This window comes from Paracoccus sp. KKT209 (assembly GCF_055635455.1).
The window spans coordinates 419227-439938 of the sequence record NZ_CM145758.1; the positions used below are offsets into that span (position 1 = coordinate 419227).

Annotated in this window: 19 protein-coding genes; 13 read left to right on the forward strand and 6 right to left on the reverse strand. The window is 67.8% G+C overall.

What is annotated here, in order from left to right; genetic code table 11:
• The first annotated feature begins 9 nt into the window (after window positions 1–9).
• The 4 genes from fnrL (at window position 10) to queE (ending at window position 2637) form a co-directional block, all read left to right on the forward strand.
• Window positions 10–765 carry a transcriptional regulator FnrL gene (gene fnrL, locus ACZ2G3_RS02110; protein WP_470399021.1) on the forward strand — a complete coding sequence of 252 codons (756 nt, stop codon included), beginning with the start codon at window positions 10–12 and terminating at the stop codon, window positions 763–765.
• Between the two features lie 104 nt (window positions 766–869).
• Window positions 870–1577 carry a 7-cyano-7-deazaguanine synthase QueC gene (gene queC / locus ACZ2G3_RS02115; RefSeq protein WP_470397342.1) on the forward strand — a complete coding sequence of 236 codons (708 nt, stop codon included), beginning with the start codon at window positions 870–872 and terminating at the stop codon, window positions 1575–1577.
• A complete protein-coding gene (gene queD / locus ACZ2G3_RS02120; protein WP_419270056.1) occupies window positions 1577–1930 on the forward strand; it encodes a 6-carboxytetrahydropterin synthase QueD in 354 nt (117 codons plus the stop codon). Before queC ends, queD begins: the two co-directional genes overlap by 1 nt.
• Entirely contained in the window at window positions 1927–2637 is a 711-nt protein-coding gene (queE, locus tag ACZ2G3_RS02125; protein ID WP_470397343.1) for a 7-carboxy-7-deazaguanine synthase QueE, read from the forward strand. Before queD ends, queE begins: the two co-directional genes overlap by 4 nt.
• A gap of 65 nt (window positions 2638–2702) precedes the next feature.
• Here queE and ACZ2G3_RS02130 read toward each other — a convergent pair whose 3' ends face one another.
• Window positions 2703–3542, reverse strand: coding sequence for a universal stress protein (locus ACZ2G3_RS02130; RefSeq protein WP_470397345.1), 840 nt, complete (start codon window positions 3540–3542; stop codon window positions 2703–2705).
• A 216-nt stretch (window positions 3543–3758) separates the two neighbouring features.
• Here ACZ2G3_RS02130 and ccoN point away from each other — a divergent pair, with 216 nt between their 5' ends.
• Genes ccoN through ccoP form a run of 4 tightly spaced genes read left to right on the forward strand, consistent with a single transcriptional unit; the run spans window position 3759 to window position 7335 of the window.
• On the forward strand, window positions 3759–5363 hold the full coding sequence (gene ccoN, locus ACZ2G3_RS02135) for a cytochrome-c oxidase, cbb3-type subunit I (RefSeq protein WP_419270062.1): 1605 nt from the start codon (window positions 3759–3761) through the stop codon (window positions 5361–5363).
• Between the two features lie 12 nt (window positions 5364–5375).
• A complete protein-coding gene (gene ccoO / locus ACZ2G3_RS02140; RefSeq protein WP_419270064.1) occupies window positions 5376–6101 on the forward strand; it encodes a cytochrome-c oxidase, cbb3-type subunit II in 726 nt (241 codons plus the stop codon).
• Window positions 6102–6109: 8 nt separating this feature from the next.
• Entirely contained in the window at window positions 6110–6298 is a 189-nt protein-coding gene (locus tag ACZ2G3_RS02145) for a cbb3-type cytochrome c oxidase subunit 3 (protein WP_470397347.1), read from the forward strand.
• Window positions 6298–7335 carry a cytochrome-c oxidase, cbb3-type subunit III gene (ccoP, locus tag ACZ2G3_RS02150; protein ID WP_470397349.1) on the forward strand — a complete coding sequence of 346 codons (1038 nt, stop codon included), beginning with the start codon at window positions 6298–6300 and terminating at the stop codon, window positions 7333–7335. Before ACZ2G3_RS02145 ends, ccoP begins: the two co-directional genes overlap by 1 nt.
• 206 nt (window positions 7336–7541) lie before the next feature.
• Here ccoP and miaB read toward each other — a convergent pair whose 3' ends face one another.
• Window positions 7542–8876, reverse strand: a complete 1335-nt coding sequence (gene miaB, locus ACZ2G3_RS02155; protein ID WP_470397351.1) for a tRNA (N6-isopentenyl adenosine(37)-C2)-methylthiotransferase MiaB — start codon at window positions 8874–8876, stop codon at window positions 7542–7544.
• A 63-nt stretch (window positions 8877–8939) separates the two neighbouring features.
• Here miaB and ACZ2G3_RS02160 point away from each other — a divergent pair, with 63 nt between their 5' ends.
• Window positions 8940–9269 carry a TfoX/Sxy family DNA transformation protein gene (locus tag ACZ2G3_RS02160; protein WP_470397353.1) on the forward strand — a complete coding sequence of 110 codons (330 nt, stop codon included), beginning with the start codon at window positions 8940–8942 and terminating at the stop codon, window positions 9267–9269.
• On the opposite strand, the gene ACZ2G3_RS02165 is transcribed toward ACZ2G3_RS02160, so the two are convergent.
• Complete coding sequence (locus ACZ2G3_RS02165) at window positions 9270–10568, reverse strand: alpha/beta hydrolase family protein (protein ID WP_470397355.1); 1299 nt, start codon at window positions 10566–10568, stop codon at window positions 9270–9272. It abuts the gene before it with no gap.
• A gap of 133 nt (window positions 10569–10701) precedes the next feature.
• On the opposite strand from ACZ2G3_RS02165, the gene ACZ2G3_RS02170 reads away from it, so the two are divergent.
• Window positions 10702–12063, forward strand: coding sequence for an aminotransferase (locus tag ACZ2G3_RS02170; protein ID WP_470397357.1), 1362 nt, complete (start codon window positions 10702–10704; stop codon window positions 12061–12063).
• A gap of 170 nt (window positions 12064–12233) precedes the next feature.
• Here ACZ2G3_RS02170 and ACZ2G3_RS02175 read toward each other — a convergent pair whose 3' ends face one another.
• Entirely contained in the window at window positions 12234–14288 is a 2055-nt protein-coding gene (locus ACZ2G3_RS02175; protein ID WP_470397359.1) for a ComEC/Rec2 family competence protein, read from the reverse strand.
• A 237-nt stretch (window positions 14289–14525) separates the two neighbouring features.
• Here ACZ2G3_RS02175 and gltX point away from each other — a divergent pair, with 237 nt between their 5' ends.
• The 3 genes from gltX (at window position 14526) to ACZ2G3_RS02190 (ending at window position 18064) form a co-directional block, all read left to right on the forward strand.
• Complete coding sequence (gene gltX, locus ACZ2G3_RS02180; RefSeq protein WP_470397360.1) at window positions 14526–15929, forward strand: glutamate--tRNA ligase; 1404 nt, start codon at window positions 14526–14528, stop codon at window positions 15927–15929.
• A 76-nt stretch (window positions 15930–16005) separates the two neighbouring features.
• Complete coding sequence (locus ACZ2G3_RS02185; RefSeq protein ID WP_419270081.1) at window positions 16006–17295, forward strand: citrate synthase; 1290 nt, start codon at window positions 16006–16008, stop codon at window positions 17293–17295.
• 103 nt (window positions 17296–17398) lie between these two features.
• Window positions 17399–18064, forward strand: coding sequence for an SDR family NAD(P)-dependent oxidoreductase (locus tag ACZ2G3_RS02190; RefSeq protein ID WP_470397362.1), 666 nt, complete (start codon window positions 17399–17401; stop codon window positions 18062–18064).
• Window positions 18065–18128: 64 nt separating this feature from the next.
• Here ACZ2G3_RS02190 and ACZ2G3_RS02195 read toward each other — a convergent pair whose 3' ends face one another.
• Both ACZ2G3_RS02195 and ACZ2G3_RS02200 read right to left on the reverse strand, forming a co-directional pair.
• Window positions 18129–19928, reverse strand: a complete 1800-nt coding sequence (locus tag ACZ2G3_RS02195) for an aminopeptidase P family protein (RefSeq protein WP_470397364.1) — start codon at window positions 19926–19928, stop codon at window positions 18129–18131.
• Window positions 19925–20617: a metal-dependent hydrolase gene (locus ACZ2G3_RS02200; RefSeq protein WP_470397366.1), complete on the reverse strand. Its 693-nt coding sequence runs from the start codon at window positions 20615–20617 to the stop codon at window positions 19925–19927. Before ACZ2G3_RS02200 ends, ACZ2G3_RS02195 begins: the two co-directional genes overlap by 4 nt.
• Window positions 20618–20712: the final 95 nt, after the last annotated feature.

Consider the following 20712-nt stretch of genomic DNA (forward strand, 5'->3'; position numbering starts at 1 on the left):
TTGACCCAGATCAAGCCCGGCAAGACGGGCAGCTCCGCGCCCGAGGACGTGCGCTGCACGGATTGTCCGATCCGCTACCGTGCCGTCTGCGCGCATTGCGAAGGCGACGAGCTGACGCAGCTGGAGCAGATCAAGTTCTATCGCACCTTCGAGGCCGGCCAGCCGATCCTGTGGGAAGGCGACCGAATGGATTTCGTGGCCTCGGTGGTTACCGGTGTCGCCACGCTGACCCAGACCCTGGAGGACGGCCGGACGCAGATGGTGGGCCTGCTGCTGCCAAGCGATTTCCTGGGCCGCCCGGGGCGCGACACCGCCGCCTATAACGCCACCGCCGCGACCAAGGTCGTGCTGTGCTGCTTTCGCCGCAAGCCCTTCGACCAGATGATGCAGCACACCCCGCACCTGGCCCATCGCCTGCTGGAGATGACCCTGGACGAGCTGGACGCGGCGCGGGAATGGATGCTGCTTCTGGGCCGCAAGACGGCGCGGGAAAAGATCGCCTCGTTCATCGCCATCATCGCGCGGCGCGAAGCCGCGCTGCACAAGCGCCGCCCCGGCGGGCGGATGGAGCTGGACCTGCCGCTGACCCGCGAGGCGATGGCCGATTACCTGGGCCTGACCATCGAGACCGTCAGCCGCCAGGTCGGGGCGCTCAAGCGCGACGGCGTCATCGAGCTGGTCGGCAAGCGCGGCGTGATCCTGCCCGATTTTGCGCGGCTGGTCGAGGAATCGGGCGACGATTCGGACGGCGGCTGGCTGGCCTGACCCGGCGTCACCGGCATGCCGCGCCTTCACAAGCCGCGCCGGCAGTGATAACCGGGCGCTTCCCGGTCGCAGCCTACCCGGGTCACAAAAACAAGGGTCACAGAATGAACACCACTCTCGTCTGCTCGGGCGGGCTCGATTCCGTATCGCTCGCCCATGTGCTGGCCACGCAGGGGCGCCTGTCGCGCCTGGTCAGCTTTGATTACGGCCAGCGCCACCGCAAGGAGCTGGACTTTGCGCTGGCCTGTGCGCGCCGGCTGGACGTGCCGCATCACCTGGTGGACCTGTCGGGCTTGGGCGCCGCGCTGAGCGGCTCGGCCCTGACCAACGACATCGACGTGCCCGACGGCCATTACGCCGAGGACACGATGCGCGTCACCGTCGTGCCCAACCGAAACGCGATCATGCTGACCGTGGCCTTCGGGATTGCCGCCGCCAATGGCGATGCTGCGGTGGCGGCGGCCGTGCATGGGGGCGATCACTTCATCTATCCCGACTGCCGCCCCGCCTTTACCGATGCCTTCGCCGCCATGCAGAAGGCCGCGCTGGAGGGTTATGCCGATGTCGCGCTGGACGTGCCCTTCGTTCATGCGACCAAGGCCGATATCGTGGTGGCGGGCGCGGGCGCGGGCACGCCCTTTGCCCAGACCTGGTCCTGCTACAAGGGCGGGGCGCGGCATTGCGGACGCTGCGGCACCTGCGTCGAACGACGCGAGGCCTTCCACCTGGCCGGCGTTGCGGACCCGACCGATTACGAGGATCCGGATTTCTGGCAGGTCGCCGTCGCGGCCCATACGCAGCAGGGGGTGTGATGTTCAGGATCAGCAAGGAGTTTCACTTCAGCGCCTCGCACCGGCTGGACCACCTGGCGGCGGATCACCAATGCGCCCGGCTGCACGGCCACAATTATGTCGTGGTGGTCGAACTGGCGGCGCCCGACCTGAATGCGGACGGCTTCGTGCGCGACTATCACGAGTTGAAGCCGCTGAAAGACTATATCGACGGCAGCTTTGATCACCGCCACCTGAACGACCTGCTGGAGGTGCCGTCCACGGCCGAGAACCTGGCCCGCCACTTCTTTGACTGGTGCCGCGCCCGCTGGCCCGAGACCAGCGCCGTCAAGGTCAGCGAGACGCCCAAGACCTGGGCCGAGTACCGGCCGTGACGCGCCTGCGCATCGCCGAGATCTTCGGCCCGACCATCCAGGGCGAGGGCGCGCTGATCGGAGAGCCCACCGTCTTCGTTCGCGCCGGGGGCTGCGATTACCGCTGCTCATGGTGTGATTCGCTGCATGCGGTGGACAGCGCCTTTCGCGACACCTGGGCGCAGATGACCCCGGAAGAAGTCTGGGACCAGGTCGAGGCGCTGTCGGGCGGGCAGCCCCTGACGGTGTCCATTTCGGGCGGGAACCCGGCGATCCAAGACTTCGGTCCGCTGATCGCGCGGGGCCGCGCGGCGGGCTATCGCTTTGCGCTGGAAACGCAGGGGTCGATCGCCCGCGACTGGTTCGACCAACTGCACATGCTGGTCCTGAGCCCCAAGCCCCCGTCCAGCGGCGAAAGCCCGGACCTGGACGCGCTTGCCGCCTGCATCCGGGCGGGGCAGGGGGCAGGGCAGACGGTGATGAAGATCGTGATCTTCGACGACCGCGACTATGCCTGGGCGCAGGAAATGGCCGGGCGCCATCCGGATCTGCCGCTGTATCTGCAGCCGGGCAATCCCGAGGTCGATCCCGGCCTGCCGGTGGCGGCCCAGGACGTGGCCGACCGGCTGCTGTGGCTGGTCGAGAAGGTGACGGCCGACCGCTGGTTCACGCCCCGCGTGCTGCCGCAGCTGCATGTCATCCTGTGGGGGAACCGCCGCGGCGTCTGATCTGCGTCCCATGACATCGCGGGGGGACCCGCCGTCCCCCCGCACGGCCCACCGACCGATCCCTGTCAGCGCGCCAGGAACACCGGCACGCGGGCCTGTTCCAGCATGTTACGCGTGGCCCCGCCCAGGATCGCCTGGCGCAGACGCGAATGGCCATAGGCCCCCATCACCACCAGATCGGCGCCGATCTCGATCGCGCGGCGGTTGATCTCGTCGCTGATGCGTGGCGCGGTGCGGGCCAGGACGGCGATCTCGGCCCGGACCCCGTGGCGGGTCAGCATCTGCGTCAGCGCACCGCCGGGATCCGAACGCTCGGGGCCGTTGCGGCCCGGATCGATGCAGGTGATCTCGACCGATCGGGCGGCCTTGAGCAGCGGCAGCGCGCGGCGGATCGCCGCCAGCGCCTCGGCCGACTGGTTCCAGGCGACCAGCACGCGGCCGGGCGGCAGCGCGGGCGGCGTGGCCTTGGGCAGCATCAGCACCGGGCAGCCGCCCTCGAACAGGGCCGCCTCGGTGACGATCTCGGCGTCGCCCGGCTGGCCCTGCGCATAGGGGCTGGCCAGGACCGTCAAATCGGCAAAGCGCGCGCGCAGGCCGACCAGCCCGGCAATGCCACCGGATTGGGCCACGGCCGATTCGGCCGACCAGCGCAGTTCGGGGACCGGGGCGAGGTGCTGGCGGATGCGGGTTTCCAGCGCCTCGGCATCGCCCATGGCGCTGTCGATCGCCTCCTGCAGGCCATAGGCGGTGCCGCCGGGGAAGTAATAGCCCGGCTGGCTGTGGTCGATGCCCAGGCAGAGGATGTCCAGATGCGCATCCTGCGCCAAGGCCAGTCCGACAGCGGCGTCCAGCTGGGGCAGCTGGCCCGGATCGCTGAGGACGGTCAGGATCGTCTTGTAGGCCATGGAAGTGTCCTCTGTTCCAAAGGGGTGATGGGGACATCCTGCCGCGGCGCCGGGCGGCCGGCCTTGATCCCGATCAAGTCGCGGGTTTGACGCAGATCAAGGTTCGGCCCGCCCCCGCAGCCTATGCCCATTCCATCGAAGGCCCCGAGGGCCGCCGGCGATTCGCAGGCGGAGGGGCGCAGAGCGGGACGCGACGCAGATGGGCACGGGGACGCCATGTGGAATTACGTGAAACTGATCCTGCTGGGCGGGATCGCACTTTTCGCCGCGATCGGGGCCAACCTGGCCCGTGATCCGGCCTATATGGTCAATGCGCTGACCGTCATGCTGGTCGCGGGCGGGATGTTCCTGTGGACCCTGCGCCGCATCGACGAGCCGGTCCTGCCGGTCAACGGCAACGAATACATGGACGGTGTGATCCGCGCCGGCGTGGTCGCCACCGTGATCTGGGGCGTCGTGGGCTTTCTTGTCGGCGTGATTATCGCCTTTCAGCTGGCCTTCCCGGCGCTGAACTTCAGCGACCTGGCGCGGGGCTACCTGAACTTTGGCAAGCTGCGGCCGCTCCATACCAGCGCGGTGATCTTTGCCTTTGGCGGCAACGCGCTGATCGCGACCAGCTTTTACGTCGTGCAGCGCACCTCCGCGGCACGGCTGTGGGGCGGGAACGCGGCCTGGTTCGTCTTCTGGGGCTACAACCTGTTTATCGTGCTGGCAGCGACCGGCTATATCCTGGGCGCCACGCAATCCAAGGAATATGCCGAACCGGAATGGTACGTCGACTGGTGGCTGACGGTGGTCTGGCTGACCTATCTGGCCGTCTTCCTGGGCACGATCATCAAGCGCCGCGAGCCGCATATCTATGTCGCCAACTGGTTCTACCTGGCCTTCATCGTCACCATCGCGATGCTGCACGTGGTCAACAACCTGTCGGTGCCGGTCAGCATCTGGGGGTCGAAATCCGTCCAGGTCTTCAGCGGCGTGCAGGATGCCATGGTGCAGTGGTGGTACGGCCACAACGCGGTGGGCTTCTTCCTGACGGCGGGCTTCCTGGGGATGATGTACTATTTCATCCCGAAACAGGCCGAGCGTCCGGTCTATTCCTACAAGCTGTCGATCATCCACTTCTGGGCGCTGATCTTCCTCTATATCTGGGCCGGTCCGCACCACCTTCACTACACCGCGCTGCCGGAATGGGCCGCGACCCTGGGGATGGTGTTTTCCATCATGCTGTGGATGCCCAGCTGGGGCGGCATGATCAACGGCCTGATGACCCTGTCAGGGGCCTGGGACAAGCTGCGCACCGATCCGATCATCCGCATGATGGTGGTGGCCGTGGGCTTCTACGGGATGGCGACCTTCGAAGGCCCGATGATGTCGATCAAGTCGGTGAACAGCCTGTCGCATTACACCGACTGGACCATTGGCCACGTTCATTCCGGCGCCCTGGGCTGGAACGGGATGATCACCTTCGGCGCGCTCTATTACCTGACGCCGCGCCTCTGGGGACGGGAACGCCTCTACAGCCTGTCGCTGGTCAGCTGGCACTTCTGGCTCGCGACCATCGGGATCGTCCTCTACGCCAGCTCGATGTGGGTCAGCGGCATCATGGAAGGGCTGATGTGGCGCGAGGTCGACCAGAACGGCTACCTGGTCAACGCCTTCGCCGACACCGTCGCCGCCAAGTTCGCGATGAACGTCGTGCGCGGTCTGGGGGGCGTCCTGTTCCTGGCCGGCGGGGTCATCATGGCCTTCAACCTCTGGGCCACCGTCGCGCGGCAGCCCAAGGCCGTCTCCACCTCCATCGCCGTTCCGGCCGAGTAAGGGGCAACGTTCATGGCAATCCTGGACAAGCACAAGATCCTTGAAAAGAACGCGACGCTGCTGCTGATCTTTTCCTTCCTGGTGGTGACCATCGGCGGCCTCGTGCAGATCACGCCGCTGTTCTACCTGGAAAACACCATCGAAGAGGTCGAGGGCGTGCGTCCCTACACGCCGCTGGAACTGACCGGCCGCGACATCTATGTCCGCGAGGGCTGCTATGTCTGCCACAGCCAGATGATCCGGCCAATGCGCGACGAGGTGGAACGCTATGGCCATTACAGCCTGGCCGCCGAATCGATGTACGACCACCCGTTCCAGTGGGGGTCCAAACGCACCGGGCCGGACCTGGCGCGGGTGGGCAGCCGCTATTCCGACGAATGGCATATCGACCACCTGCGCGACCCGCAGTCGCTGGTGCCGGAATCGATCATGCCGAAATACGGCTTCCTGCTGGACCGGGTGATTGGCCCCGACCACATCGTCGAACGGCTGCGCACCGATCGCACCGTAGGGGTCCCCTATGACGAGGAGATGCTGCAGAACGCGGTCGCCGACTTCCGCACCCAGGCCGATCCCTTCGGCGACGCGGCAGGGCTGCAGGCGCGCTATCCCGGCGCCCAGCTGCGCAACTTCGACCGCCAGCCCCAGCTGACCGAGATGGACGCCCTGATCGCCTATCTGCAGGTGCTGGGCACGATGGTCGACTTCTCGACCTTCGAACCCGATCCGAACCGCTGAGGCCGCGCATGGAAACCTACAGCTTTCTTCGCACCTTGGCCGACAGCTGGGTCCTGCTGCTGCTGACGCTGGTCTTCGTGGGCGTGATCATCTTTGCCTTCCGCCCCGGTTCCAGAAGCGTCCAGAAGGACGCCGCCGAAAGCATCTTCCGCAACGAGACCCGTCCTGCCGAGGACAACAACAAGGACGACCGCTGATGTCCGACAAGCCCCGGAACCCGGCCGACGATCACGCCTCGCCGCAGAACCCCGACAACCAGGTGGGCCTGCGCCGGCACAGCGCCGATGCCGAACATGCCGCCAAGCTGGCCGGGGACATCCCGCCCCGCCCGGCCCCCGACCAGCCGATCGCGCCCAAACAGCGCCGCAAGGGGCGCCACGGCGTCGGCCTGAAGGAAACGCCTTCGACCGGGCATGAATGGGACGGCATCACCGAATACGACAACCCGATGCCGCGCTGGTGGCTGTGGACCTTCTACGCCACGATCGTCTGGGCCCTGGGCTACATGGTCGCCTATCCGGCGATCCCGCTGGTCAGCCAGGCGACCCAAGGCCTTTTGGGCACGAACAGCCGCAGCGCCGTCGCAGCCGAGATCGAGCGGTTCCAGCAGGCCAATGCCCCGGTCCAGGCCGCGCTGGTCGAAACCGACCTGGCGCAGATCCCGTCGGACCCGCAGCTGGTCAGCTATGCCACCAATGCGGGCGGCGCGCTTTACCGGACCTGGTGCGCGCAGTGCCACGGCGCCGGCGCCGCGGGGGGGCCGGGCTATCCGAACCTCCTGGACGACAGCTGGCTCTGGGGCGGCAGCCTGGAGGACATCCACCTGACGCTGCAGCACGGCATCCGTGATCCGCTGGACCCCGACACGCGCTATTCCGAAATGCCGCGCTTTGGCGCCGACGGCCTGCTGGAGCGGGCGCAGATCCTGCAGGTGGCGGATCATGTCCGGTCGCTATCGGGGCTGCCGCATGATGCTGCCCGCGCCGCGGCGGGCGCCGAGGTTTATGCCGACAACTGCGCCGCCTGCCACATGGATGACGGCAGCGGCGATCGGGGGCAAGGCGCGCCGGCGCTGAACGACCAGGTCTGGCTCTATGGCTCCGAGCCCGAGACGCTGGTCCGCATCATCAGCGAGGGCCCCTATGGCGTGATGCCGTCTTGGTCCGCGCGCCTGTCCGAAGCCGAGATCCGCGCGCTTGCGGTCTATGTTCATGGTCTGGGCGGCGGCGAATAGCCCCGCACCCGACCCTACGGTTTCCGTGCCCGGTCCCGAAGGCACGGAAAAGTCCGGCCCCCCGTCCTGTTCGCGCATTCCTCGGGGGGCCGGCACATCATTCGCGGCCTTGGCTGCGATCCAGGCTTCTGCGCCGGCCCGTCCGCGTGGAAGACCGGCCCCCGACCTGTTCGCGCGTTCGTTCGGGGGCCGGCATTTCCTTCCCGTCAGTCCAGCAGGGCGCCCCGCAGGGAATTCGGCGCGCTTTCCAGGACGCGGACCTGCACCAGGTCGCCCACCTGCGCCTGCGGCGCCTCGACAAAGACGGAATGCAGGTAGTCGGACTTGCCGACCATCTGGCCCGTCTCGCGGCCGGGCTTTTCGAACAGCACGCTCACCGTGCGTCCGACCATGCTCTCCTGCGCCGCCCGCTGCTGGCGGCTCAGCAGGGCCTGAAGCTCCTGCAGGCGGGCATCGGCCACCGCGCCTTCTACCTCGGCGCGGTCATAGGCCGGCGTGCCGGGACGCGGCGAATACTTGAAGCTGAAGGCGGTGCCAAAACCCACCTGTTCCACCAGGCGCAGCGTGTCGGCATGGTCTTGGTCGGTCTCTCCCGGGAAGCCCACGATGAAGTCGCTGGTCAGCAGGATGTCGGGGCGCGCCTGGCGGATGCGGTCGATCAGGCGCAGGTACTGGTCGGCCGTGTGCTTGCGGTTCATCGCCTTCAGGATGCGGTCGCTGCCCGACTGCACCGGCAGGTGCAGATAGGGCATCAGCGCGGGGATGTCGCGATGGGCCGAGATCAGGTCGTCGGCCATGTCGTTCGGATGGCTGGTCGTATAGCGGATGCGGTCCAGCCCCTCGATCTCGGCAATGGCGCGGATCAGGCGGCCAAAGCCCCATTCGCGACCGTCGGGACCTTGGCCGTGCCAGCCATTGACGTTCTGGCCCAGCAGCGTGATCTCGCGGACGCCGCGCGCCACCAGGTCGCGCGCCTCGCGCAGGATGCGGTCCACGGGGCGGCTGACCTCGGCGCCGCGCGTATAGGGGACCACGCAGAAGGCGCAGAACTTGTCGCACCCCTCCTGCACGGTCAGGAAGGCCGCGGGCGCGCGGCGCGTGGCGCGCCGTTCGGGCAGGTGGTCGAACTTGTCCTCTTCGGGAAAGTCGGTCAGGATCGCCGGCGCCTCGCCGCGCATCATCGCGGGCAGGCGGTGATAGGTCTGCGGACCCACGACCAAGTCCACCAGCGGCATGCGCCGGATGATCTCGGCCCCCTCGGCCTGGGCCACGCAGCCGGCGACACCGATCTTCAGGTCGGGCTTTTCGGCCTTCAGCGGCTTCAGGCGCCCCAGGTCGCTGTACAGCTTTTCGGCGGCCTTCTCGCGGATGTGGCAGGTGTTCAGCAGGACCATGTCGGCCTGGGCCTGGTCCTCGGTCAGCTCATAGCCCTCGGCGCCCATCGCCTCGGCCATGCGCTGGCTGTCATAGACGTTCATCTGGCAGCCATAGGTCTTGATGAACAGCTTTTTCGCGGCCGTGGGGCTGGCGTCCTGGGTCATGTCATGATGTCCTTGAGATCGGCGCGCTGATACAGGAAAGCTGCGGTTTTGGAAAGGCACGGGATGGAGAGCGACCTGACGCGGATCCCGAACATCGGCCCCGCCACCGCGCGGTCCCTGATCGCGGCGGGTGTGGCGGACGCGGCGGCGCTGCGCGCGGCCGGCGCGCACGAGGCCTATCGCGCCCTGCTGGCCGCCGGAGAGCGGCCGCATTTCATCGGCTATTACGTGCTGCACATGGCGTTGCAGGGCCGCCCCTGGAACGATTGCAAGGGCGCCGAAAAGGACGCCCTGCGCGCCCGCTTCGACGCGCTGGTGGCCGAGATGCGGGGCACGCCCCTGTCGGGGATCGAGGCGGCGCTGGACCTGATCGGGCTGCGCCGCCCCGGTTGATCACTGATCCGCGGCCTGCGTCTCGAAGCGCAGCCCCTTGGCGGTGCGGTCGGCAAAGCCCGTCCAGTAGCTGTGGTCGTCCGCGGGCTTTCCGGCCTCGTCCATCGACCAGACGCCGTCGGCCGGGTTCGCCACCAGGTCCAGGTAGTCGCCCTTGGCAGTCTCGTCCTTCAGGTGCAGGTCCATGAAGGCGGTGGCGAAATGCTGCAGGATGTTGTTCATCCGGACGCTGTCCCAGACCGGATCGGCATAGTGGTCAAAGGGTGCGCGGCCAAGGGTGTCGGAATATTGCCAGGCCTCCGCCGGGGCGGGCATCGGCGCGGCCGCATTGTGGTTGGCATATTCAAAGGTCAGCAGGTGCCGCGTGGTCCCCGTGGTCTGGTCGAAGATCTGCCGGATCGCGTCATAGACCGACACGTCGTCGTCGCTGCCGCTGACCAGCATCAGCGGCTTTTCGAACGCCGCCAGCCCCTCGGCGTCCCAGAAGTCGTGCTGCCGGCCCCAGGGCGCGATGGCGATGATCGCCTTGACGCGCGGATCGACCAGTTCGGAATGGGCATCGCTGCCCGCCGCCAGCCGCGACAGCAGGTCCTGCGGCGGGATGAAACGCTCGGGCTCGGTCCGCGCAATCGCGGTCTGCGACAGGCCCGCGCCGCCAAAGATCATCGCGCCATAGCCGCCCATCGAATAACCCACGACCCCGGTCCGGTCGGCATCGGTGATGGCGCCGATCTCGTCCTCCAGCCCGGCCATGCTGTCCAAAAGAAAACGCTGGTCCACCGCCCGGTTCACCAGGGTCGAGGTGAAGGCCTGCTGGTCGTCATAGGTGCTGTCGGGGTGATCGGCCGACACGACGACATAGCCCTTGGAGGCCAGGTTCTCGGCCAGGTGGCTCATCAGGTAGCGGTTGCCCGGATAGCCATGCGACAGGATCACCAGCGGAAAGCGTCCCTCGGCCGGGGCCGCGTCGCGGGCGGCGCGGCCGGACAGGGTGGTGGGCGTGACCCCGTCGCGCAGGATCGTGTCATAGGTGGTCCCGGCCTCGGTGCCCTCAGCGGCGGGATACCAGATTTCGGCCTGGATGACCCTATCGCGGGTCGGGGGCGTACCTTCGGCGGTCGTGGCCAGAACGTCGATGCGGCCCGGGTCGGTGAAGGTGGTGGCGCGCACGCCGACCGGATGGGGACCGAAGGCCGCAAGTTCCGGCGCATCGGGGCGGATCATGTCGATGCGGTTTTGGGCGGCAAGGGGTGTGGCGCAGACCATGGCCGTCGCGGCGGCCAGCAGCAGATGTTTCATGTCGGCTCCTCCGATGGTTGTCATGCGAACTCTGCCCCGCTTGCACGATCTGCACAAGCCGCCCGCCGTGCCCCATTGAACGCCGACAGCCGCAAGGCTAGCCTGCCGGCAAGATCGGTTGAGGAGCATGACCATGAACACGCCGCAAAGCTGGGAAGCACGCGCCGACGAATATTCGCTTTACGGGTTTACCGACCTGCCAAGCGTGCACAAGCGCGGCGCCGTGGTGCTGACCCATGGCGAGGGCCCCTATGTCGTCGACGTGAACGGCAACCGCTACCTGGATGCCAATTCCGGCCTGTGGAACATGGTCGCGGGGTTCGATCACAAGGGCCTGGCCCAGGCCGCCAAGGACCAGTACGACCGCTTTCCCGGCTATCACGCGTTCTTCGGGCGGATGTCCGACCAGACGGTGATGCTGTCGGAAAAGCTGGTCGAGGTGTCGCCGTTCTCGCGCGGTAAGGTGTTCTACACGAACTCGGGTTCCGAGGCGAACGACACCATGGTCAAGATGCTGTGGTTCATGCATGCCAGCGAAGGCAACCCACAAAAGCGCAAGATCCTGACGCGCTGGAACGCCTATCACGGCGTCACGGCGGTGTCGGCCAGCATGACCGGCAAGCCCTATAATTCGGTTTTCGGCCTGCCGCTGCCGGGCTTCCTCCACCTGACCTGCCCGCATTACTGGCGCTATGGCGAGGAGGGCGAAACCGAGGAGCAGTTCACGGCCCGCCTGGCGCGCGAGCTGGACGAGACGATCCAGCGCGAGGGGGCCGACACCATTGCTGGATTCTTTGCGGAACCGGTGCAGGGCGCTGGCGGCGTCATTCCGCCGTCCAAGGGATATTTCCAGGCCATCATGCCGGTGCTGAAGAAGCACGGGATTCCGATGATCGCCGACGAGGTGATCACCGGGTTCGGCCGCACCGGCAACACCTGGGGCAGCCAGACCTATGACTTTTTGCCCGACGCGATCATCAGCTCCAAGAACCTGACGGCGGGGCTGTTCCCGATGGGCGCGGTGATCCTGGGGCCGGAACTGACCGACCGCCTGCAGGCCGCCATCGACAAGATCGAGGAGTTTCCCCACGGTTTCACCGCGTCGGGCCACCCGGTCGGTTGCGCGGTCGCGCTGAAGGCGATCGACGTGGTGATGAACGAGGGGCTGGCCCAGAACGTCATCGACCTGGCCCCCCGCTTCGAGGACGGGCTGCGCCAGCTGGCCCGGAACCCCAATATCGGCGAATATCGCGGTGTGGGCTTCATGTGGGCGCTGGAGGCGGTGCGCGACAAGGCCACCAAGACCCCGTTCGAGGGGCATCTGTCCGTCAGCGAGCGCATCGCCAACACCTGCACCGACATGGGACTGATCTGCCGCCCGCTTGGCCAGTCGATCGTGCTGTGCCCGCCGTTCATCCTGACGGAAGGCCAGATGGACGAGATGTTCGAGAAGCTGGACAAGGCGCTTGGCAAGGTCTTCGCCGAACTGGCCTGATTCGTAAGGCCGGCTGTTACGGGTGCCGTTCCCTACAGGGGACGGTTTTCAGCGAACTGCCATGTTCAGCTTCGTCGCTGTGGCTGCCCCGTTCCGACAATCGCGCCGCCATACGGAGGCCGGTTCCGGCGCCGCCGCAGCCCCCGGAACCTTGGCGCCGCTGGCAATCCTCACTGCCGCGGGGGCCACGCAAGCCGCATCGGCGCGGTGTGCTGCACCAGCGGCCCCTCGGGCGTCATCCTGACGGAGATGCCGCCGTCGCCCGGCAGCCGCTTGGGGTCGAGGATCAGGCAAGGCGCCGCATCAGGCAGCGGGACCGCTTCCGACGCCACCACGATGCGGTCCGGTTTGCAGGCGGCTGCGGCCCGTTCGCCCGACCCCTTGCCAGTCAGGTGCCAGACCTGCCAGCCATGCGGCAGATCGGCGGCCTTGTCCCGGCGATCCCCCTGCCAGGCCGGACGCGCGGCCGAGGCTTCCTGATCGGCCAGATTCCCGTCCTCCTGCAGCCAGGTCGAGACGACAAAGGCGCCGCCCGCAGGCTTGGACACGGCGCGTCCCAAGGGGGTCATCAGCCCCACGGCCTCGCCCTCGGGCGCGACCAGCAGCAGGGGACGACGGTCCGTCAGCCACAGTCCGGCCGAGGCCACCAGCATCATCAGCCCGATCCCGACGCCGACCGCCTGCGGCGAAGCCACACGCCCGAACCGCGTCCCGGGCCGCCAGCACAGGATGGCCAGCACCGCCCCGAACCCCATCAGCGGCACCACCGGCTGCGGCGGCATCGGCAGCGCGGTGACGGCCCCGTCCAGGCCTGCCACGATCTCGGCCACATAAAGCATCCAGCGCGTGCCCAGGCCCATCACCCACAGGGCCGGTCCCTCCAGCCCCAGGGGGGCCAGAAGGGCCCCGATGACGCCTGCCGGCATCACCAGCGTGCCCATCACGGGCACCGCCAGCAGGTTGGCCAGCATTCCGTATTGCGCCATGCGGTTGAAATGCGCCGCCGCGATGGGCGAGGTGGCCAGCATCGCCACCAGCGACGACACCAGCAGCATCGCCACCGGGCGCAGCCAGAAGGGCAGGCGCGGCGCGACCCGTGACCAGGGGCCATAGACCAGGATCAGCGCGATGGTCGCGGCAAAGCTCATCTGGAAACCGGCGCTGGTCAGCGCCTCGGGGCTGTAGATCAGGATGACGGTCGCGGCCAGCGCGACCGTCCGCAACGAGACCGCCCGCCGGTCGGCGACGATCGCGCCCAGCATGACCGCCACCATGATGAAGGCGCGTTCCGTCGCGACGCCGCCGCCCGACAGCCACAGATAGGCCGCCGCCGCCACCAGCGCCGCGACGGCTGCGATCTTGTGCATCGGGCGCCCCAGGCCGATGCCCGCGCCCTGCAGCCCCACCAGCGCCCACCGCATCCCGGCATAGACGAAGCCGGCCAGCATCCCCATGTGCAGGCCCGAGATCGAGATGATGTGGTAAAGGTTCGAGGCCCGCATGACCTCGTTCGTGGCCTCGAAAATGCCCGACCGGTCGCCGGTGGTCAGGGCGGATGCAACCGCGCCGGCCTGGCCGCCGATCCGGTCCTGGATGGCGGCGCTGATGCGCATGCGGGCGCGGTGCATCCACCACATGCCGCCTTCGGGCGCGCTGACCGCCATGATCGGCGTGCGGGAATAGCCGACCGCCCCAAGGCCCTGGAACCAGGCGTGAAGGCGAAAGTCGAAGCTGCCCGGCGCGGCCGGTCCGGGCGGAGGGCCCAGATGCCCGGTCATCATCACCCGCTGGCCCAGGGGCGGCAGGTCGATGTCGCCCATCAGCGACAGGCGGACCCGCAGGGGCGTCCGGTCGGGCGCCGTGTCGCGCAACTGCACCCGGTCCAGCGTCACCCGCATCCGGTCGCGGCCGGAGCGGTCGATCTCGGTCACCCGCCCTTCGACCGGTCCGTAATAGCGCCATTCCAGTACGGGACCGGCGACGCGGGCAGCGCGATGACCGGCCAAGGCCGCCCCGCTGGCGATCAGGCACAGGGCAAGCGCCACCAGATGCAGGCTGTCCGCCATCCGCCAGGGGATCGCGCCCCGCGTGGCCCATCGTGGCGCGCCAAGCGCCAACGCCAGCGAGCCGGCCGCCAGCAGCGCCAGAACCGCCCATTCGCCCGGGCCCAGAAGGGCCGGCCGCAGGAACCACAAGGCGATGCCCGCCGACAGGCAGACGGGCACCTACGGGAACAGCCCCGCCCTGACCGCCGCAGCCTGTCGGACAGGAGCAACAGGCCTGGCCGGCGCCCGCTGTCCGGCCAAGGAGGGCAGGGGTACCGCCGCCGCGCCCGAATGGGGCAACATCCTTGTCCTTTCCCCGGCTGTTGACTATCACTTGCGCCAAAGGATGGCACGGCGATCCTTACCAGAGCGTTAACGCCTGCACGCTCGGGACCGGTCGCCCCGCCACGTCACGAAATGCCAAAGGCCGCCATGTCCCACGTCGTCACCCGCTTTGCCCCCTCGCCCACCGGCTACCTGCATATCGGGGGCGCGCGGACGGCACTGTTCAACTGGCTCTTTGCCCGCGGCCGGGGCGGCAAGTTCCTGCTCAGGATCGAGGATACCGACCGCGCCCGGTCCACCCCCGAGGCGACGGCCGCGATCCTGAAGGGGCTGGAATGGCTGGGCCTGGACTGGGACGGTGAGCCGACCAGCCAGTTCGCCCGCAAGGACCGCCATGCCGAGGTCGCGCATCAGATGCTGGCGAACGGCACGGCCTACAAATGCTTTTCCACCACCGACGAGATCGCGGCCTGGCGCGAGGTGAACCCGCGCCAGCCCTTCCTCAGCCCGTGGCGCGACGCGACCGACCTGCCCGACGCGCCCTTCGCGATCCGCCTGAAGGCCCCGCGCGCGGGAGAGACGGTGATCGACGACCAGGTGCAGGGCGCGGTCCGCGTGGCCAACGACCAGCTGGACGACATGGTGCTGCTGCGCAGCGACGGCACGCCCACCTATATGCTGGCGGTGGTGGTGGACGATCACGACATGGGCGTGACCCATGTGATCCGGGGCGACGATCATCTGACGAACACCGCCCGCCAGATCCAGATCTATGACGCGATGGGCTGGGACCGCCCGGTCTTTGCCCATATTCCGCTGATTCATGGAGAGGACGGCAAGAAGCTGTCCAAGCGTCACGGCGCGGTGGGCCTGCATGAATTCGCGGCGCTTGGCTATCCGCCGGCGGCGATGCGCAATTATCTCGCACGGCTTGGCTGGAGCCATGGCGACGATGAGCTGTTCGACGACGCGCAGGCCCGCGACTGGTTCGACCTGTCGGGCATCGGCCGGGCGCCCGCGCGGCTGGACTTCAAGAAGCTGGAACATGTCAGCGGCCACCACATCGGCCAGATGACCGACCAGGACGTGCTGGATGCGCTGGCGGATTACCTGTCCGAAACCGGCGCAGACCCCCTGTCCGAGGTGCAGCGCAGCCGCATCCTTGGCGCGATGGGCGCGCTGAAGGAAAAGGCAAAAACCCTGCCGGCGCTGCTGGACCAGGCGCGCTTTGCGATGATCGAACGGCCGGTCCAGGTGGATGACAAGGCAGCCAAGAACCTGGACTCGGTATCCCGTGGTATGCTGAAATCATTGACTGCCGCAGTGCAGAATGCTAGCTGGAGCCGGGACGATCTGGAGGACGCGGCCAAGCAGGTTGCAGAGCAGAACGGCGTCGGGCTGGGCAAGATCGCGGGTCCCCTGCGCGCCGCTCTGGCCGGCACCAGCGCCTCGCCCTCGGTGTTCGACATGATGACTGCGCTTGGCCGCGATGAAACGCTGGCCCGGCTTCAGGACCAGACCGATTTGGCAGGCTGAAGCCTGCCTCCACATGCCGGGCCCTCTGACGATCATTGCGCCGGATGGGCCGGCCAAGCCGGAAAGGACTCATAGGATGGCCGACAAGAGCGCCAAACTGCGAATCAACGACCAGGATTTCGATCTGCCCATCCTCAGCCCGACCAAGGGTCCGGACGTGCTGGACATCCGCAAGCTGTATGGCCAGGCGGACGTGTTCACCTACGACCCCGGCTTCACCTCGACGGCCAGCTGCGATTCCACCATCACCTTCATCGACGGCGACAAGGGAGAGCTGTGGTATCGCGGCTATCCGATCGAGCAGCTGGCGGCCAAGTCGCATTACCTCGAGGTCTGCTACCTGCTGCTCTACGGCGAACTGCCGACGGCCGAGCAGATGTCGGATTTCGAGGGCCGCGTCACGCGCCACACGATGGTGCATGAGCAGATGCACAACTTCTTCCGCGGCTTCCGCCGGGACGCGCATCCGATGGCCACGATGGTCGGCGTGATTGGGGCCATGTCGGCCTTTTATCATGATTCGACCGACGTGGCCGATCCGTGGCAGCGCGAGGTGGCGGCGATCCGGCTGATCGCCAAGGTCCCCACAATCGCGGCGATGGCCTACAAGTATTCGATCGGCCAGCCCTTCGTCTATCCGCAGAACGAACTGGATTACGCCAGCAACTTCCTGCACATGTGCTTCTCGGTCCCAGCCGAGAAATACACCGCCGATCCGGCGCTGGCCCGTGCGATGGACCGCATCTTTACCCTGCATGCGGATCACGAGCAGAACGCTTCGACCTCGACCGTGCGCCTGGCGGGCTCGTCGGGGGCGAACCCGTTTGCCTGCATCGCCGCCGGCATCGCCTGCCTGTGGGGTCCCGCCCATGGCGGCGCGAACCAGGCCTGCCTGGAGATGCTGCGCGAGATCGGCACGGTGGAGCGGATTCCCGAATTCATCGCCCGCGCCAAGGACAAGTCCGACCCGTTCAAGCTGATGGGCTTTGGTCACCGGGTCTACAAGAACTTCGACCCGCGCGCGACGGTCATGAAGGAATCCGCCGACGAGGTCCTGGACCTGCTGGGGGTCAGGAACAACCCGACGCTGCAGGTCGCCAAGGAGCTGGAAAAGATCGCGCTGGAGGACGAGTACTTCATCGAGAAGAAGCTCTATCCCAACGTCGACTTCTATTCGGGCATCATCCTGGAGGCGATGGGCTTCCCGACCTCGATGTTCACGCCGATCTTCGCGCTGTCGCGCACGGTCGGCTGGATCGCGCAGTGGAAGGAAATGATCGGCGATCCGCAGAACAAGATCGGCCGCCCGCGCCAGCTGTATGTGGGCAGCGACAAGCGCGACTATGTCGACCTGACGGCGCGCTGAACCTGCTGTTCCATGACCTGACGGGGCCCCTTTGCGGGCCCCGTTTTCATGTGCCGGGCCGGGGGGCTTGCGCGGGCGGCACGGCAGTGGCAATGGGTCGGGCATGAGTGAACATGATCAGGCAGGGGCGCCCAGGCTGGCGCTGGTGACGGGGGCCTCGCGCGGCTTGGGCGCGGCGATGGCCGAGGGGCTGGCCGCGCGCGGCTATCACGTGCTGGCGGTGGCCCGGACGGTGGGCGCGCTGGAGGAGCTGGACGACCGCATCCGCGCCGCCGGCGGTCAGGCGACGCTGGCGCCCATGGATGTGACCGAGCCCGCGGCCATGCAGCAGATGGTCGAGGCGATCCGGGGTCGCTGGGGCGGCTTGGACCTGTGGGTGCATAGCGCGGTGCACGCGGCACCGATGGCCCCCGCGCCGCATATCGAGGCGCGCGACTGGTCCAAGTCCGTGCTGCTGAACATCGAGGTGACGCGCGGGTTGATCGCCCTTCTTGAACCGCTGCTGCGGGTCCGCGCCGGAACGGCGATGTTCTTTGACGACCCGCGTGGCGGGCAGAAGTTCTTTGGCGCCTATGGGGCCACCAAGGCCGCGCAGATCGCGCTGGCGCAAAGCTGGCGGACGGAAACCGTGCAGACCGGTCCCCGCGTGGTGATCGAGGCGCCCGCGCCGATGCCCACCGCCGTCCGCGCGCGGTTCTATCCGGGCGAGGATCGCTCCGCCCTGACGCCCTGCAGGGTCGAGGCCGAGCGGATCCTGGACAGCCTTTGACCGAAGGCTGATCTGCGCCCCGCGGCGGCGGGGGGCGGCCTGCCCCCGCACAGCGCGCTGCCTTTCAGGCCAAAGGCGCCGTGGCCGCGGTCAGCCAGTTGCGCTCAGCCTCCTGCAGATCCGGCATCAGCGTCTCGCGCACCTGCGCATGATAGCTGTCGATCCAGTCGCGTTCGTCCCGTGACAGGGCTTGCAGGTCAATCAACCGACGGTCGATCGGGCAGAGCGTCAGCGTCTCGAACCCCAGCATGCGGCGGCCCGGCTCGGCCTCGGCCTCGGTCACGGCGACCAGGTTCTCGATCCGGATGCCAAAGCTGCCCTCGCGGTAATAGCCGGGCTCGTTCGACAGGATCATTCCCGCCTCCAGCGCCATGTCGCTGACGCGGCTGATCCGCACCGGGCCTTCATGCACGCACAGTGCCGCGCCGACGCCATGGCCGGTGCCGTGGTCGAAGTCCATCCCCTCGACCCAGAGGAACTGCCGCGCCAGCGCGTCCAGATGCGCCCCCGCCACGCCCTTGGGAAAGCGCGCCCGGCTGAGCGCGATCATCCCCCGCAGCACGGCGGTGAAGGGCGCTATCGCATCGCCCCGGGCCTGGCCCAGTGCCACGGTCCGGGTGATGTCGGTCGTGCCATCCGCGTATTGCCCGCCCGAATCGATCAGCAGCAGGTCGCCCTCGGCCAAATGCCGGTTCGTCGCCTCGGTCACGCGGTAATGGACGATCGCGCCGTTCGGACCCGCCCCCATGATCGTGTCAAAGCTGATGTCGAGGATGCCCGCCTCGCGCCGCAGATCCTCCAGCTGCCGGACCACGTCGATCTCGGTCAGGGTGGCGGGGTCCTGCGCGTCCAGCCAGGCCAGCAGGCGCACCATCGCCAGCCCGTCCCGGTGATGGGCCGCGCGCATGCCCGCCATCTCGGCCGCGTTCTTGCGCGCCTTGGGCAGGACCGCCGGATCAGGGCCGGGGACGACATTGGTGCCCGCGTCCTCCAGGATGCGGAAGGCGGCCTCAGGCGCGCTGCCGGGATCCAGGCGCACCGGCCCCTCGAGGTCAGTCAGCGCGGCCGAGAGGGACTCGGGCGGCAGGATCGAGACCTGGTTGCCCAGATGCGCCCGCAGGCTGTCGTCGAACTTGGCGGGATCGGCGAAAAGCGCCAGATCCCCGCTGTCCGACAGCACGGCAAAGGCTTGCACCACCGGGTTCTTGGGCAGGTCGCTTCCCCGGATGTTGAGCAGCCACGAGATCGAATCGGGCAGCGACAGGAAGGCGGCCGCCTGTCCCGCGGCCTTCAGTTCGGCGGCCAGGCGCGATCGCTTCTGCGCGGCGCTTTCGCCCGCCAGCTCCTCGTCGTGGATGCGGGCCGCGCCGACCGGCGGGGCGGGGCGGTCGGGCCAGATGGCATCGACCGGGTTCGTCTCGACCGCGATCAGGGCGATGGTGTGTTCGGCCAGCGCGGCCTCCATCGTGGCGATTTCCTTGCGCGTGTGCAGCCAAGGATCAAACCCCACCCGCCCGCCCTGCGGCAGCGCCTCGCGCAGCCATTCCGACGGGCGCGTCTCTGGCCAAGGGATCGGCGTGAAATTCCGCAGGTCGATCTGCGCGCGGACCTGAACCCGGTAGCGGCCGTCGATGAAGACGCCGGCCTGCTCCTGGGTGATGATGGCAAAGCCCGCGCTGCCGGTGAAGCCCGTCAGCCATGCCAGCCGCGCATCGGCATCTGCCACGTATTCGCCCTGATGCGCATCGGCGCGCGGTACGATGAAGGCCGCCAGCTGCTGGTCCCGCATCTTTGCGCGCAGGGCCGTCAGCCGGGCCGCGTGATCGCCGCCGCCGGCGGGGTCGTCAAAGCGCTGGAAGCTCATAGCGTGATCGCCTTCATCACCTGGGGCTCGATCACGCGAACGCCGGGCAGGCCGTCGATCAGGGCTTGGGCCGACTGTTCCAGCTGCGGAAAGGTCTTGTAATGGCAGGGGATGACGGTCTTGAAGTCGAAATAGCGACGCGCGGCATAGGCTGCGCGGGCCATGTCCATGGTGAAATGCCCGCCGGCGCAGAGGATGCCGATATCCGGCTTGTGATAGTCGCCCATCCACTCCATGTCGGCCATGATGTCGGTATCGCCCGACAGATAGATCACGTGACCCTCGCCCGCGATCATGTAGCCCGATTCGTGGCCCGCATAGATCGGCCCCTCGGGTCCGGAGATCGAGCTGGAATGCGTCGCATTGACCATCGTCACCTTGGCGCCGCCCAGGTCCACGGTGCCGCCCTTGTTGAAGCCGATCCCCTCGATCCCTTCGGCGCTCTCCCAGTGGCTGACCAGGTCGAAGATGCCCACCACCGGGATCTTCAGCTGCTTGGCCAGCGCCAGCGTGTCGCCGCTGTGGTCGCCATGGCCGTGGGTCAGCAGGATATGGGTCGCCCCCTGAACGGCCGCCTCGCGCGCCTCGGGCGGAAAGCTGGGATTACCGGTCATCCACGGGTCGATCAGGATGACGGCCCCTTCGATTTCCAAGCGAAAGCCCGAATGGCCAAGCCAGGTCAGTTGCATCGCAGTCTCCTCTGTCCGTGTCGCGGGCAGGTTAGCGGTGCCCCTTCCGCGTGACCAGAACCCCCCGACCGGCGATGCGGTTGCCTCGGGGACCG

Excerpts from the sequence above, each read along its gene's own strand:
- queC (WP_470397342.1), top strand. The coding sequence starts at position 870 with ATGAACACCACTCTCGTCTGCTCGGGCGGGCTCGATTCCGTATCGCTC.
- queD (WP_419270056.1), top strand. The coding sequence starts at position 1,577 with ATGTTCAGGATCAGCAAGGAGTTTCACTTCAGCGCCTCGCACCGGCTG.
- ACZ2G3_RS02130 (WP_470397345.1), bottom strand. The coding sequence starts at position 3,542 with ATGGCCTACAAGACGATCCTGACCGTCCTCAGCGATCCGGGCCAGCTG.
- ccoN (WP_419270062.1), top strand. The coding sequence starts at position 3,759 with ATGTGGAATTACGTGAAACTGATCCTGCTGGGCGGGATCGCACTTTTC.
- ccoO (WP_419270064.1), top strand. The coding sequence starts at position 5,376 with ATGGCAATCCTGGACAAGCACAAGATCCTTGAAAAGAACGCGACGCTG.
- ACZ2G3_RS02145 (WP_470397347.1), top strand. The coding sequence starts at position 6,110 with ATGGAAACCTACAGCTTTCTTCGCACCTTGGCCGACAGCTGGGTCCTG.
- ccoP (WP_470397349.1), top strand. The coding sequence starts at position 6,298 with ATGTCCGACAAGCCCCGGAACCCGGCCGACGATCACGCCTCGCCGCAG.
- miaB (WP_470397351.1), bottom strand. The coding sequence starts at position 8,876 with ATGACCCAGGACGCCAGCCCCACGGCCGCGAAAAAGCTGTTCATCAAG.
- ACZ2G3_RS02160 (WP_470397353.1), top strand. The coding sequence starts at position 8,940 with ATGGAGAGCGACCTGACGCGGATCCCGAACATCGGCCCCGCCACCGCG.
- ACZ2G3_RS02165 (WP_470397355.1), bottom strand. The coding sequence starts at position 10,568 with ATGAAACATCTGCTGCTGGCCGCCGCGACGGCCATGGTCTGCGCCACA.
- ACZ2G3_RS02170 (WP_470397357.1), top strand. The coding sequence starts at position 10,702 with ATGAACACGCCGCAAAGCTGGGAAGCACGCGCCGACGAATATTCGCTT.
- gltX (WP_470397360.1), top strand. The coding sequence starts at position 14,526 with ATGCCAAAGGCCGCCATGTCCCACGTCGTCACCCGCTTTGCCCCCTCG.
- ACZ2G3_RS02185 (WP_419270081.1), top strand. The coding sequence starts at position 16,006 with ATGGCCGACAAGAGCGCCAAACTGCGAATCAACGACCAGGATTTCGAT.
- ACZ2G3_RS02190 (WP_470397362.1), top strand. The coding sequence starts at position 17,399 with ATGAGTGAACATGATCAGGCAGGGGCGCCCAGGCTGGCGCTGGTGACG.
- ACZ2G3_RS02195 (WP_470397364.1), bottom strand. The coding sequence starts at position 19,928 with ATGAGCTTCCAGCGCTTTGACGACCCCGCCGGCGGCGGCGATCACGCG.
- ACZ2G3_RS02200 (WP_470397366.1), bottom strand. The coding sequence starts at position 20,617 with ATGCAACTGACCTGGCTTGGCCATTCGGGCTTTCGCTTGGAAATCGAA.